This window comes from Noviherbaspirillum soli (assembly GCF_015352955.1).
Classification (GTDB): domain Bacteria; phylum Pseudomonadota; class Gammaproteobacteria; order Burkholderiales; family Burkholderiaceae_D; genus Noviherbaspirillum_A; species Noviherbaspirillum_A soli.
Map to the genome: position 1 here is coordinate 74549 of NZ_JACYOX010000003.1, position 14451 is coordinate 88999.

General features: G+C 67.4%; 11 protein-coding genes. 10 read left to right on the forward strand and 1 reads right to left on the reverse strand.

Features of this window, described 5'->3' with window-relative positions; translation table 11 throughout:
- Nucleotides 1–205: 205 nt before the first annotated feature.
- Complete coding sequence (locus IGW04_RS04425) at nt 206–787, reverse strand: 5' nucleotidase, NT5C type (protein WP_194711832.1); 582 nt, start codon at nt 785–787, stop codon at nt 206–208.
- A 213-nt stretch (nt 788–1000) separates the two neighbouring features.
- Here IGW04_RS04425 and IGW04_RS04430 point away from each other — a divergent pair, with 213 nt between their 5' ends.
- The 10 genes from IGW04_RS04430 (at nt 1001) to IGW04_RS04475 (ending at nt 14451) form a co-directional block, all read left to right on the forward strand.
- Nucleotides 1001–3157, forward strand: a complete 2157-nt coding sequence (locus IGW04_RS04430) for a hybrid sensor histidine kinase/response regulator (protein WP_194711833.1) — start codon at nt 1001–1003, stop codon at nt 3155–3157.
- A gap of 108 nt (nt 3158–3265) precedes the next feature.
- Nucleotides 3266–5950 carry a bifunctional diguanylate cyclase/phosphodiesterase gene (locus IGW04_RS04435; RefSeq protein WP_194711834.1) on the forward strand — a complete coding sequence of 895 codons (2685 nt, stop codon included), beginning with the start codon at nt 3266–3268 and terminating at the stop codon, nt 5948–5950.
- Between the two features lie 148 nt (nt 5951–6098).
- Nucleotides 6099–8366 (forward strand): TonB-dependent receptor, encoded by a 2268-nt coding sequence (locus IGW04_RS04440; protein ID WP_194711835.1) that lies wholly within the window; start codon nt 6099–6101, stop codon nt 8364–8366.
- Between the two features lie 116 nt (nt 8367–8482).
- Nucleotides 8483–8692 (forward strand): hypothetical protein, encoded by a 210-nt coding sequence (locus tag IGW04_RS04445; RefSeq protein WP_194711836.1) that lies wholly within the window; start codon nt 8483–8485, stop codon nt 8690–8692.
- 67 nt (nt 8693–8759) lie between these two features.
- The gene (locus tag IGW04_RS04450) at nt 8760–9173 is read left to right on the forward strand and encodes an MAPEG family protein (RefSeq protein WP_194711837.1); all 414 of its coding nucleotides are present in this window, start codon (nt 8760–8762) and stop codon (nt 9171–9173) included.
- A gap of 168 nt (nt 9174–9341) precedes the next feature.
- Nucleotides 9342–9812: a sterol desaturase family protein gene (locus IGW04_RS04455; protein WP_194711838.1), complete on the forward strand. Its 471-nt coding sequence runs from the start codon at nt 9342–9344 to the stop codon at nt 9810–9812.
- The gene (locus IGW04_RS04460) at nt 9809–10534 is read left to right on the forward strand and encodes a fatty acid desaturase (RefSeq protein ID WP_194711839.1); all 726 of its coding nucleotides are present in this window, start codon (nt 9809–9811) and stop codon (nt 10532–10534) included. Before IGW04_RS04455 ends, IGW04_RS04460 begins: the two co-directional genes overlap by 4 nt.
- Nucleotides 10531–11814 (forward strand): glycosyltransferase, encoded by a 1284-nt coding sequence (locus tag IGW04_RS04465; protein ID WP_194711840.1) that lies wholly within the window; start codon nt 10531–10533, stop codon nt 11812–11814. Before IGW04_RS04460 ends, IGW04_RS04465 begins: the two co-directional genes overlap by 4 nt.
- Entirely contained in the window at nt 11807–12976 is a 1170-nt protein-coding gene (crtY, locus tag IGW04_RS04470) for a lycopene beta-cyclase CrtY (RefSeq protein ID WP_194711841.1), read from the forward strand. Before IGW04_RS04465 ends, crtY begins: the two co-directional genes overlap by 8 nt.
- Nucleotides 12973–14451, forward strand: coding sequence for a phytoene desaturase (locus IGW04_RS04475; RefSeq protein WP_323744808.1), 1479 nt, complete (start codon nt 12973–12975; stop codon nt 14449–14451). The genes crtY and IGW04_RS04475 overlap by 4 nt, the downstream gene beginning before the upstream one ends.

A 14451-nucleotide genomic window follows, 5' to 3' on the forward strand; every position in this document is an offset into this window, starting at 1 on the left:
GACCCCGATGATCGCGCCCCGCTGACGCGGGGTGCCCGTGTCAGCGGTACCCGGAGCGGGGCGCGGCTAAACTCGCTCCGCTTCGCTCCACTCAGACAGACGCCGCACCTTTTCCCGCTCCAGGCACCGCTGACACGGCGCGCTCAACGGGGATTTAAAAGCAACGGCAACGGCAACGGCGCCATGCCGTCCGGAACCTTCCGCCCTACGATGGCGCCTCCAGGTGCTGCATGTGCAGCGCCACCAGTTCCTGCAGGGCCTTCACGGTGGATGCATGGTCGCCGGTGTGCAGGATGCCATGTCCGCCGCGCGCTTCCCATTGCTCGATATTGGACGGGGTGTCGTCGATCAGCACGCGGCCGGGGCCGCTGAATTCCTGCTTGAGCTTCTTCGGGACGACATGCACCGCGAATTCCGGGCCGAAGATGCGCGCCACCCATTCCCGCTTCTGTTCCTGAAAAATCCGCGACGATGGCGCGCCGGTCAGGAAGACCGGCTCCATGTCGCGCGTGGCTTCCCATAGCAGCATGCAGCCTTCGATCAGCTCGAGCTCGGCAAAAAAGCGCTTGTCGCGGTTGACCGCCTTCCACAGGTCGTTGCGGCTGAGTTCGCCGGGATGCCTGCCGGTCAGGCGCATCACCCGCGCATCGAAGTCGGCGAAGACGCCGTCGAGATCGAGAAAGACCTGGATGGGTGGTGGCTTTTTCGTGTCCATGCGCATGTCCGTGGCGGAAATGGCAACGTGGTCGTCGCCTTTGCTGCCATCTTCGCAGATGGGATGCAGCATGCTTTGCTCGCGCGCCAGGGTGTGACCGCCTGCTGCCAGATTTGCATTTCCGGACGGAATTGCGCTTGCGCCAAAACAGGAATCGGGCCCCATGGCGCTCAGTTGTTTTCACTGCCTGCCTTACACTTCTGACATCAACACGCACGCAAGCGCGATGCCGCGATGCCAGACCCGGCTTGCCGGGCATTGCGGCGACAGAAAGATTCGAGCTCGATGAACCATTCCGCCGACATTGCCGCCATCGAGGCAATCAGCGCCCTTCCCACCATTCTTGAGCTGGTCAGCAACCTGACCACCTTGCGTTTCATCTGCGTGGCCCGCGTCACGGATACCTCCTGGACCGCCTGCGCCGTGCTGGACAAGCTCGGCTTCGGCATGCGGCCGGGCGACCAGCTCGACATCGCCACCACGCTGTGCCGCGAGGTGCACGACGGAGGCCGGGCCATCGTCATCGACCACGCCAGCGAGGACGCCCGGTACTGCCGCCATCCGACGCCGCAGATGTATGGCTTCGAAAGCTATTTCTCGATGCCGCTCCATACCAGCACCGGGGACTACTTCGGCACCCTGTGCGGACTGGACAAGGCGCCGGCGCGACTGACCGAGCCCAGGACCCTGCACGCGCTGGAATTGCTGGCGCAGATGATTTCCCGCCAGCTGCAGACCGAGCAGACGCTCGAGCAGAGCCTGCGCACGCTGCGCACCGAGATCAGCAATACCGCCCATCTGCGCAGCATGCTGCAGCAGTTGCGCAGTGCCGAGCAGCGGCAGTCGTTCCAGCTCGACATTGCCGAGCTGTTGCGCCAGCAGCCCGGTCCGGACCGCATCTATGCCCACAGCAGCGAGATCGCCGGCCGTTACCTGGGCGTGTCCCAGGTGCTGTACGCCGAATTCGACCCAGCCCAGCAGACCGTGCTGTGCCGCCATGGCTACAACGCCGGCGCCATGCCGGAACTGGGCGGCCGGCATGGCGCCGCGGTCTTCCCGGCGGCGATGCTGGCGGCGCTCCAGGACGGGCGCAGCTGGGCCTGCGCCGACCTGGCGCGCCAGGCGCCGGCCGGCTGGCCCGAGCTGGCTGCCGCCGTTGCGCTGCCGCTGGGGCGGCATGGCGGCACGGCCAGCTTCCTGCTGGTGTGCCACCATCAGCCGCGCGACTGGGGCGACGACGAGCTGCAGCTGCTGGAGGACATGGCCGAGCGGGTCTGGAACGTGATCGAGCGGGTGCGCACGCAGGAGGCGCTGCGCCAGGCCGACCGCCGCAAGGATGAGTTCCTGGCGATGCTGGCGCATGAACTGCGCAATCCGCTGGCGCCGATCAGCACCGCCGCCCAGCTGCTCAAGCTGGGCCGGCAGAGCGAGGAGCGCATCAGCCGCACCAGCGACGTGATCACGCGCCAGGTGAGCCACATGACCAGCCTGATCAACGACCTGCTGGATGTGTCGCGGGTGACGCGCGGCCTGATCGTGCTGGAGCGGCAGCGGGTGCCGCTGCAGCAGGTGATGGCCGATGCGGTGGAGCAGGTGCGGCCGCTGATCGAGTCGCGCCGGCACAATCTGGCCATGCAGGCGCCGACCGACGAGGTGCTGGCGCTGGGCGATGCAAAGCGGCTGGTCCAGGTGCTGGCCAACCTGCTGTCGAATGCGGCCAAGTACACCCCGGAGGGCGGCCACCTGGCGCTCTGGCTGGAAGCCGATGGCCAGCAAGCGCGCCTGCATGTGAGCGACAACGGCATCGGCATCAGCGCCGAATTGCTGCCGCATGTGTTCGACCTGTTTTCGCAGGCCGAGCGGCCGTCAGACCGGTCCCAGGGCGGCCTCGGCCTGGGCCTGCCGCTGGTCAAGAGCCTGGTCGAACTGCATGCGGGCAGCGTGCGGGCCATGAGCCGGGGGCAGGGCTGCGGCAGTGAATTCGTCGTCACGCTGCCCAGGCTGGGCGTGTTCGACGCCACGCCGTCGGGCCGGGATGGCAGCCGCCATGCCCAGGCCGAGCCGGTTGCGCTCAAGGTCATGGTGGTGGATGACAATGTCGACGCAGCGCAGATGCTCGGCATGTACCTGGAAAACGAAGGCCACGAAGTCTGTATCCTCCATGATCCGCACGAGGCGCTGGCGCTTGCCGAGCGGCGGCCGATGGATGCTTTCCTGCTCGATATCGGTTTGCCGGGCATCGACGGCAACGAGCTGGCCTGCCGCCTGCGCGCGCTGCCGCAGACGCGGGGCGCGATGCTGGTTGCCATTACCGGCTACGGCCAGCGCTTCGACCGGCTGCGTTCGATGCAGGCGGGATTCGACCATTACCTGGTGAAGCCGGCCGACCCGGCAGCGCTGGCGGCGCTGCTGGCGCATGCCGGCCACAGGCAGGGAAAGTAAGGACAGGCTGGACGGCGGCCTGAAGCCGTTGCCGGCCATGGGCAGCGACTTGTAACGGATTGCATCTCAACCACCATCTCGCGCGGGATTCCAGTGCAAAGCGATAGATTGCATCAGAAGGTGACCCAGGCCAGCCTGCTCGACAAGCTGGGTTTCCTGCGCCGCAACCCGGCCATCTTCATGGTCTGGCTGCTGTTCTCGATGGCGGTCGCGCTGATCGGCTGGGGCGTGCTGCTGGCCAACCTGAAGGAAGCGCAGCAGGCGGTGGAACAGCGCGCGCTGCGCGAAGTCAATGCGCTGGCCCGCACCCATGCCGACCGGCTGGCGCGCAGCCTCGACTCGATCGACCAGATAACCCGGCATGTCAGGCTGGAATGGCAGCTCTCGGGCGGCCGCCTGCGCCTGGAGCAGCTGGCCAGCGACGGCATGTTTCCGCCGCCGGCGCTGTACTACGTTACCCTGGTCGATGCCGGCGGCAATGCCTTCACCACCACGCTGCGTGACGGCGAGCTGACCTACCTGGGCGACCGGCCGTATTTCCTTCGACAGCGTGACTCGGGGACGGACCAGCTGGTCATCGATCCGCCAGTCTTCGGCAGGATGGCCAAGCGCAATGTCGTCCATGTTTCGCGCCGGCTGGTGGATGACCGCGGCCAGTTCGCCGGCATCGTGATGGTGTCCGTCAGCACCACGTTTTTCACCGCAAACTATGACGCCACCATCCTCGGCCCGCATGGCCTGCTGGCGATGGTCAGCGCCAACCCGCCGATGGAGCTGGTGCGCATCGGCGACAACGTGCTGCCGCCCGAAATCCCGGCGTTTTCCTCCCACCCGTCGCTGAGCCCGGCCAGCGGCAGCGGCCAGCATGGCGCCGAGGTCTTCGAGGACAGGCGAGCCCGTTATCTTGGCTGGCATCCGGTGCGCGGCTATGACATCACGGCGCTGGTCGGGCTGGACGAGGCCGCTACCCTGGCCGAGTTCCATGCCGGCCGTGATTCCGCGATCTTGTACGCGGCTTGGGCCAGCGCCGCGCTGGCCCTGCTCACCGGGCTGGCCATAGCGCTCAACGCCGAGCTGGCCTGGCGCAAGTACCGCCTGGGCATGGCGCAGGCCACCTACCGCCTCGCCACCGAGGAGGGCAGCGAGGGCTTCTATATCGTCCAGCCTGTGCTCGACCGCAATGGCGCCATCCATGATTTCGTGGTGCTGGACTGCAACCAGCAGGGGGCGGAGTTCTTCAATGTCCGGCCCTCGGAGCTGATCGGCAAGACCGTCTCCGGCTTTCGCGGCAATCTCGACACCGGCATGTTCATGGACTACCTGATGCAGGCAACGCAGGAAGGCACCTACGAAAACGAGATCGACGTGCCGGGCAATACCGCGCTGCGGCTGCGCTGGGCGCACCTCAAGATCATCCGTTCCGGCGACAACCTGGCGGTGCGGCTGCGCGACATCAGCGAGGCCAAGGCCCACGTGGCGGAACTGAAGCGGCGCGGCAACGAGGATGTGCTGACAGGGCTGCCCAACCGCCACTGGATACAGTCCTTCCTGCCGCAGGCCCTGCAGCATGCGACTGAAAACGGCACCCGCCTGGCGCTGCTGTTCATCGACCTGGACGGCTTCAAGAAGGTCAACGACACCGCCGGCCATGCCGCCGGCGATGAACTGCTCAAGCATGCCGCGCACCGGCTGCAGGAAGCAGTGCGGCCGCATGACAAGGTGGTGCGCTTCGGCGGCGACGAATTCGTGGTCATCATCGAAAACATCGAGCACCGGATCGACGCCGCCCATGTGGCCGACCGGGTACAGCAGGCATTCCGCCAGTCTTTCCGCCTGAGCCAGGGCGTGCATTCGGTGGGCACCTCGATCGGCATCGCGCTGTTTCCCACCGATGGCCAGGACGCGTCGACCCTGCTGGAAAAGGCCGACATCGCGATGTATTCAGTGAAAACCCATGGCAAGGCCGGTTACCAGTTCTACGAAGCCAAGTTCTACAATGCGCTGCGCGAGCGGCTCGACCGCGAGGCCGAACTGCGGCGCGCCATCGCCGCCCATGAATTCGAGATGGTGTACCAGCCGCGGGTCGACATCGCCAGCGGCCTGACGCTGAGCCTGGAAGCGCTGGTGCGCTGGCGGCATCCGGCCCGCGGCCTGCTGGAGCCGGCCGAATTCATCGGCCTGGCGGAAGAGACCGGCATGATCGTCGCGCTGGGCGAGATGGTGCTCGACATGGTGTGCGAGCAGATTGCCCGCTGGTCGGCGCATGGCGGCGACCTGGTGCCGGTATCGGTCAATGTCTCGGCGCAGCAGTTCAGCAATGCCGATGTCGGCAGCCTGGTCACGGCGGCGCTGGCGCGGCACCGGCTGCCGTCGCATCTGCTGGAACTGGAGATCACCGAGTCCTCGGTCATGGGCCATGACTCAGCGGTATCGCGCACCCTGATGAAGCTGCAGAAGCAGGGCGTGAAGATCCTGGTGGACGACTTCGGCACTGGCTACTCCTCGCTGTCGCAGCTGCACCGGCTGGACTTCGATGTGCTCAAGGTGGACCAGACCTTCACCGCCAGGATGGAGCAGTCGGCCGAAGGCAAGGTGTTCTTCACGGCCATCGTCACGATGGCGCATGCGCTGGGCATGCGGGTGGTGGCCGAGGGCGTGGAAAATGCCGCCCAGATCGCGCTGCTGCGTTCGCTGCAGTGCGACGAGGTGCAGGGCTACTACATCTCCCGCCCGCTGCCGCCCGGCGACGTGCAGCCGGTGCTGCCGCCCTGCGACTTCCCGGCAGCGGTCTGATGCGCCGCGCCCTGGGCGGCGCGCATGTTTCTTGCTCTTTCCATGCCGGCCTGCAAGCCCAGCCGTTGCCAGTTTTTCCAGCGGCGTTTGCTATGCTTTGGCCGCACCACAACAAGACACAAAAAAGATGAACATGGAGAGACATCGAATGACGCATGCCGCTGTTCCATTCCGCCGCACTGCGCTGCTGGCCGCCCTGGCCGGCGCCCTGGCCGATCCCGCCCTCGTCCTTGCCCAGGAGAATCCGGCCGAAGCGCTGGAACTGCCCACCGTCGAAGTCGTCGGCACCTCGATGCTGCCCGGCCTGGGCACGGCGATACAGAATGTGCCGGCCAATGTTCAGATTCTGAACAGTCGCACGCTGGAGCAGCAGCGCCAGCTGACCCTGACGGACCACCTCGAACAGAATGCCGGCAGCGTGACGGTCAATGCGGCGCAGGGCAATCCCTACCAGCCCGATGTGAGTTTCCGCGGCTTCACCGCCTCGCCGCTGTTGGGCGTGCCGCAGGGCCTGTCGGTATTCCAGGACGGCGTGCGGATCAACGAGCCGTTCGGCGACACCGTCAACTGGGACCTGCTGCCGCAGTCGGCCATCGCCAACATGCAGCTCATTCCCGGCTCCAATCCGGCTTTCGGCCTGAACACCCTGGGCGGCGCGCTGGCGGTCTACACCAAGAGCGGCAGCGCCTATCCGGGCGGCGCGGTGCAGCTTTCCACCGGCTCCTTCGGGCGCCGCGCGGTGGAATTCGAGCAGGGCGGCAAGAGCGGCAACCTCGATTATTTCGTCACCGGCAATGTCGCGCGCGACCATGGCTGGGCCGAGCACAACGGCAGCCGCGTCCAGCAGTTCTTCGGCAAGGTCGGCTACCAGACCAGCGACACCGACCTCGACGTCAGCCTGACCGCCGCCGACAACCGGCTGGAAGGCACCCAGACCCTGCCCAGGTCCTTCTCCGAGAACATCCGGCAGGCCTATACCTATCCGGACCGCAACGAGAACAAGCTGATGTTCCTGACCGCCAAGGGCAGCCGTTTCCTCAATGACGACGTGCTGCTGGGCGGGAACCTGTACTACCGCAACTACCGCAACCGCAATGTCTCCAGCAACGTCAACGATGATTTCGGCCAGCTGGAGAATAGCGCGATCGACGCCAGCCAGGCCCACAACGACCGTGCCGCCATCCGCCAGCACAGCTATGGCGCCGGCCTGCAGCTGACCGTGTCCGGACAGCTGGCCGGGATGAAGAACCAGTTCGTCGCGGGCGGCACGGTGGATATCGGCAATGCCCGCTACAGCCAGGAAACCCAGCCTGCGGTGTTTACCGCCAGCCGCGGCACCCTTGGCGCCGGCGACTTCGAGCTTGACACCGACGCCAAGACCCGCAACCGCTATTACGGCCTGTTCCTGTCGGATGTGCTGGCCTTCAACGAGCGCTGGGCGATGACGCTGTCGGGCCGCTACAACCTGGCGCGGGTCAGCATCAGCGACCAGAGCGGCGAGGCGCCCGAGCTCAACGGCAGCCACCGCTTCTCCCGCTTCAATCCGGCGGTCGGCCTGAATTTCAACCCGACGCCGCAGGCCACCGTCTATGTCAGCTACAACGAGGGCATGCGGGCGCCGACGCCGATCGAGCTGACCTGCGCCGACCCGCAGGCGCCCTGCAAGCTGCCCAACAGCTTCCTGGCCGATCCGCCGCTGAAGAAGGTGGTGGCCAAGACGGTGGAACTGGGCGCTCGCGGCAAAGAGGGGGAAGGCCTGTCGTGGAGCGCGGCGGTCTACCACACCGTGCTGGACGACGACATCCAGTTCATCGCCAGCGGCGGCGTGGCCACCAATGCCGGCTATTTCCAGAATGTCGGCCAGACCCGGCGCCAGGGGATGGAACTGGGCGTCAACGGCAGATGGGGCGCGCTGTCGGCAAGCGCGCGCTACGGCTTTACCGACGCGACCTACCGCACCGGCTTCGCCGAGACCAGCCCGGCCAATACCAGCGCCGATGCGAATGGCGCGATCGCCGTGCGCAGCGGCGACCGCGTTCCCGGCATACCGCGCCACAGCCTGAAGCTGCGCCTGGGCTATGCGCTCACGCCGCAGTGGGACATCGGCGCCAACCTGCTGTATGCCGGCAGCAGCCATGCCCGCGGCGACGAGAACAACAGCGATGCGCGCGGCAAGGTGCCCGGCTATACCGTGGTCAATCTCGACACCCGCTACACGGTGGCCAAGGGCTGGGAGCTGTTCGCCCGCGTCAACAACCTGTTCGACCGGGAATACGCCAACCTCGGCGTGCTGGGCCTGAACGCCTTCACCGGCCCCGGCCGCAGCTTCGACGGCGCCAACCCGGTGGGCGAGCAGTTTCGCGGCTACGGCGCGCCGCGCGGCATCTGGATAGGCATGCGCTATTCGTGGCTGTAGGCGCCTGCGCCGGCTGGCCCGGCGCGGTGTGAAATAACAACACTCACGAACGTCGGGCTTGGATGCATTAAAAATACAACCTTAGAATCCCCAGACGCCATTCGCAGGGGACCCATGTGAACCACCAGAATGATCAACCTTCATCCAGCGCCGCTCCCAGCCTGGAGAGCTTGCGTGAAAGGGTGCGCAGGCAGGGCGAGCGCGTCAGCGACCTGCGGCGCGCAGCCGACAGCATGCAGCAGGCGCCGGCACGCTACGCCAGGGCGGTCGCACCGCAGCGGATCCCGTCGGACCCGCAGGCGCCGGACGAGCAGGCGCCGCGCTGACTCTGCAGGTTGCCCCGGCAATGGCCTCTTCCTGCCTTTCCCTTTCCATCTCCTTTCACGCCGGTTCATGACCGCGGTGAGCCTGTATGCCGCGCTGCTGGCCATCCTCTATGCCGGCCTGAGCATCCGCACCCTGCGCCTGCGCCGCCGGCTGCGCATCGCCATTGGCGACAGCGGCGACGAGCGCATGCTGCGGGCCATGCGGGCCCATGCCAACTTCGCCGAATACGTGCCGCTGGCCTTGCTGCTGATCTACCTTGTCGAGATTGCGCCGGCCTCCGCCGTGCTGGTCCATGCCCTGGGCCTGGCGTTGCTGCTGGGCCGGGCGCTGCATGCCTGGGGCGTCAGCCGCAGCCCGGAAGACTTCCGCTTCCGGGTCGCCGGCATGGCGCTCACGCTGGCGTCGCTGCTGGCGGCATCGCTTTACCTGCTGCTGGCGCATGCCCTGGCGGCGCTCGCGGCGGTTGCCGGTTCCGCCTGACATCGCACGCCTTCCCGGCGCTTGCGCCACCGGCCGGACCAGGCGCCGCCTGCCTGTTTGAACGAGATCAACAAGCCTGTGCGCCGGGGAGCGGCCGCTGCAGGTTTCATGCGACTGTTGGATTCAGGACATTTCCCTTCCTTCCCACCAGGCCGTTTTCCCGCAGGCATGAACCCTTTTCACCTTTTCCTTCTGATCGCCACGCTGTTTGCGATGGAGTTCGCGGTCGCGCTGGTCCACAAGCATGTGATGCATGGCATCGGCTGGGGCTGGCACCGCTCGCACCATGAAGCGCCCAAGGGCGCGGGCTGGGAACGAAACGACCTGTATGCCATCGTGTTCGCCGCCGCCACCATCCTGCTGTTCATGGCCGGCGCCAGCCGGCCATGGCTATGGTGGATCGCGCTGGGCATCACGATCTACGGCATGCTGTATGGCATCCTGCATGATGTGATCATCCACCGGCGCCTGCCGCTGGGATGGAGGCCAAGGAGCGGCTACCTGCAGCGGCTGGCCACTGCGCATCATCTGCACCATGCCGTGCGCACCCGCGAGAACGGCGTCTCCTTCGGTTTCCTGTATGCGCCGCCGGTCGAGGCGATACGCCGCGAGTTGCGCGGCGGCGATCGCCAGCCATGAACCCCGCCTGGCAGGGCCGCATAGGCATGGCGCTGGCCACGGCCATCATTGCCGCCTGGACCGCCCTCCACCTGTACGCGGTCTTCCTGTTTGACTGGAACGCGCCGTGGGCGCCGCCGCTGGCGGCTCTGCTGGCGACGCTGCTGACCTGGCTGTCGGTGGGCATGTACATCGTGGCGCATGACGCGATGCATGGCTCGCTGTGGCCGGCACGGCGCGCCGGCGGCGACATGGTGGGCAGCCTGGCGCTGCTGCTGTATGCCGGCTTTTCCTTCGGCCGCATCAAGCCCAAGCACGACCTGCATCACCGCCATCCCGGCAGCGCGCAGGACCCGGACTTCGCCGTTGCCCATGCGAGCCGGCCGCTGCGCTGGTACCTGCAATTCCTGACCACCTATTTCGGCTGGCGCGAACTGATGGTGATGGCGCTGCGGGTGTCGGCCTATCTGCTGCTGGGCGCCAGCGTCTGGAATATCCTGCTGTTCTTCGCCGTGCCGGGCATCCTGTCCTCGCTGCAGCTGTTCTATTTCGGCACCTTCCTGCCGCACCGCCATATCGACGGCCACGGCGCTGCCCAGTTCGCAGACCATCATCGTGCGCGCAGCAATGAATTCGGTTACCTGCTGTCGCTGCTGACCTGCTTTCACTTCGGCTATCACCACGAGCATCACCTGCGGCCGAGCACGCCGTGGTGGTGCCTGCCGGGAGCGCGGTCGCGATGACGAGCCTGCCTTCCCGCCACATCGTGTTCGCGACCTCAGGCTCGCTGGGCGACCTGCATCCCTTCCTGGCGCTGGGCGGCGAGCTGCTGCGGCGCGGGCACCGGGTCACGGTCGCCACCAATGCCGCGCATGAGGCGCACGTGGCGCGGGCCGGGCTGGCGTTTCGCCACATGCGGCCCGACCCGGACGGCACGCCGGCCTTCCACCGCCGCTACATGCATCCCCGAAGCGGCGGCGAATTCGTCTATCGCCATTACCTGGGACCGGCGATACGCCACAGCTATGCCGACCTGGCCGCGGCCAGCCGCGGCGCCGACCTGCTGGTGAGCCAGTCGCTGATGGCGCTGGCCGCGCCGCTGGTGGCGGCCAGCACCGGCGTGCCCTGGGTGTCGGCGGTGCTGCAGCCGATGTCGTTCTTCTCGCTGCACGAACGGCCCAATTACCTGCCGTTCGCGCCGCTGTCCTGGCTGTGCGGCCGCTCGCCCGAGCTGCATGGCAGGGTGTTTGGCTATGTCAGGCAGCATACCGAGCGCTGGCTCGACCCGGTGCTGGCGCTGCGCGCCGAACTGGGCATTGCCTCGCGCGCCCATCCGCTGTACGAGGGCCAGCACTCGCCGCGCCGGGTGCTGGCGATGTTCTCGCCGCTGCTGGGCGGCCCGCAGCCCGACTGGCCGGCGGCCGCCGTGCAGACCGGCACCGCGCTGTACCTGGACGGGGCGCCGGCGCTGCCGGATGCGCTGCGGCGCTTCCTGGCGCGAAACGATGCGCCGCTGGCAGTCTTCACCCTCGGCTCCGCGGCCAGCAACGACGCCGGCGACTTCTATGCCGATGGCCTGGCCGCCGCTTCGGCGCTGGGCATGCGGGCATTGCTGGTGACCGGCGGCCTGGCGGCCGCGTCCAGCCTGCCGGAACCGCTTCCCGAAGGCGCGATGCGCATCGGCTATGCGCCGTTCGAGGCGGTGTTTCCGCATGCAGCAGTGATCGTGCATTCCGGCGGCGTCGCCACTTCGTTCAAGGCGCTTTGCGCCGGCAAGCCGCAGATCATCGTGCCGCATGCGCACGACCAGATGGACAATGCGCTGCGGCTGCGCGCACTGGGCGCGGCGCTGGTGCTGCCGAAACGGCGCGCCGGCCGCCACGCGCTGCGCGCCGCGCTGGCGCGCGCCTTGGCCGACGAGCGCATGCATGAGGCGGCGGGCCGGCTCGCCGAACCGAGCCGCGCCGAGGATGGCGTGCAGGCCGGCTGCCATGCCATCGAGGAGGCGCTCGGCCATGGTTGACGCACCGGTTGACGTGCTGCTGATCGGCGGCGGCCTGGCCAACGGCCTGATCGCCTGGCGGCTGCGCCAGACGCGGCCGGAACTGCGTATCCTGCTGGTGGAGCGCGGCGCGACCCTGGGCGGCAACCATACCTGGTCCTACTACCATCCCGACCTGACGCCGTCGCAGCACGCCTGGCTGGCGCCGCTGGTGGCGCATCGCTGGCCCGGCTACGAGGTGCGCTTCCCGGCGCATAGTCGCCGGCTGTCGACCCCCTGCTACAGCATCAGCGCCGACCGCTTCCACCATGTGCTGCAGCCGGCGCTGGGCGACGCGGTGCTGCTCGGGGCGATGGTCGACGAGGTAAGCGCGAACGGCGCCCGCATCAATGGCGCATGGCAGCCGGCCGGCCTGGTGATCGACGGCCGCGGCCATGCCGCCTCGCCGCACATGCGCTATGCCTGGCAGAAGTTCGTCGGCCGCGAGGTGCTGCTGCGCCAGCCGCATGGCCAGGTCCTGCCCGTCATCATGGACGCCACCGTGCCGCAGGACGACGGCTACCGCTTCGTCTATACGCTGCCGCTGGACGAGCGCCGCATCCTGGTCGAGGACACCTATTACAGCGGCGCGCCCGGACTGGACGAAGCCGCGCTGCGGCGCCGCATCGACGACTACATTGCCGCGCGCGGCTGGCAGGCCGAGCGCGTGGAGCGGGAGGAAAGCGGCGTGCTGCCGATTGCGCTGTCGGGCGACATCGAGCGCTTCTGGCGCGACAAGCCGGCGCAGCTGGCCTGCAGCGGCCTGCGCGCCGGGCTGTTCCATGCCACCACCGGCTATTCGCTGCCATTCGCAGTGCGCCTGGCCGACGAGGTCGCGGCGCTGCCGGCGCTGTCGGAAGCGGGCGACTGCATCCGCGCCAGGTCCATCGCGCAGTGGCGCGGCCAGCTCTTCATGCGCCTGCTGAACCGCATGCTGTTCTTCGCCAGCGCGCCGGCGCAGCGCTACCGCCTGCTGCAGCGCTTCTATGGACTGCCGCAGGCGCGCATCGAACGCTTCTATGCGGCCCGCCTGACCTGGGCCGACAAGCTGCGCATCCTGTCCGGCAAGCCGCCGGTGCCACTGGGCGCGGCATTCATGGCCATGGCCAATATCGAAAGGGGAACATCATCAAAGCCATCGTGATCGGCAGCGGATTCGGCGGCCTTGCGCTCGCCATCCGGCTGCAGTCGGCCGGCATACCGACTCTCGTGCTGGAGCAGCGCGACAAGCCGGGCGGCCGCGCCTATGTGTATGAAGACCAGGGCTTCACCTTCGACGCCGGGCCGACCGTCATCACCGACCCGACCGCGCTGGAAGAACTGTTCGCGCTGTCGGGCCGGCGGCTGGACGACTATGTGAAGCTGCTGCCGGTCAGTCCCTTCTACCGGCTGTGCTGGGAGGACGGCTACTGCTTCAATTACGTGAACGACCAGGAGGCGCTGGACCGGCAGATCGGCGCCAAGTCGCCGGGCGACGTGGCGGGCTACCGCCGCTTCCTCGACTATTCCAAGGCGGTGCTGGAAGAAGGCTATGTCAAGCTGGGCCATGTGCCGTTCCCGGACTTCCGCAGCATGGTGAAGGTGGCGCCGCAGCTGATCAAACTGGAAAGCTATCGCAGCGTCTACGGCATCGTCTCGCGCTTCATCAAGGACCCGCACCTGCGCCAGGCCTTCAGCTTCCATTCGCTGCTGGTGGGCGGCAATCCGTTCGAGACCTCGTCCATCTATGCGCTGATCCATGCGCTGGAACGGCAGTGGGGCGTGACCTTCCCGCAGGGGGGCACCGGGGCGCTGATCCGCGGCATGATCAAGCTCTTTACCGACCTCGGCGGCGAGATCCGGCTGAATGCGCCGGTGGACGAGATCCTGGTCGAGCAGGGCAGGGTGGCGGCGGTGCGGCTGCGCTCGGGCGAGCGCCTGCCCTGCCTCCTTGCCGCCAGCAATGCCGACGTGGTGCATACCTACGAGAAGCTGCTGCGCCGGCATCCGCCGGCCCAGCGCAAGGCGGCTGGCCTCAAGAAGAAGCGCTTCTCGATGTCGCTGTTCGTGATCTACTTCGGGCTGAAGGGCACACGGCCGGGGCTGGAGCACCATACCGTGCTGTTCGGCCCGCGCTACCGCGAGCTGCTGAAGGACATCTTCCACGGCGCCGCGCTGGCGGACGATTTTTCGCTCTACCTGCATGCGCCCACCGTGACCGACCCGTCGCTCGCGCCGCCCGGCCACAGCGCCTATTACGTGCTGGCGCCGGTGCCGCACCTGGGCAATGCCGACATCGACTGGGAAAGCGAAGGACCGCGCTACCGCGACCGCATCCTCGACTATCTCGAACGCCACTACATACCGCACCTGAAGCGCGACCTCGTCACCTCGCGCATCTTCACGCCGTGCGACTTCCGCGACGAGCTCAATGCCCATGTCGGCTCGGCCTTCTCGCTGGAGCCGGTGCTGTGGCAGAGCGCCTATTTCCGCACCCATAACAAGGACCAGCAGATACCCGGCCTGTATTTCGTCGGCGCCGGCACCCATCCCGGCGCAGGCATACCCGGCGTGGTCGGCTCGGCCAAGGCCACCGCGCGCATCATCCTGGATGAGCAGCCAGCCCGGAGCGCCGCGTGA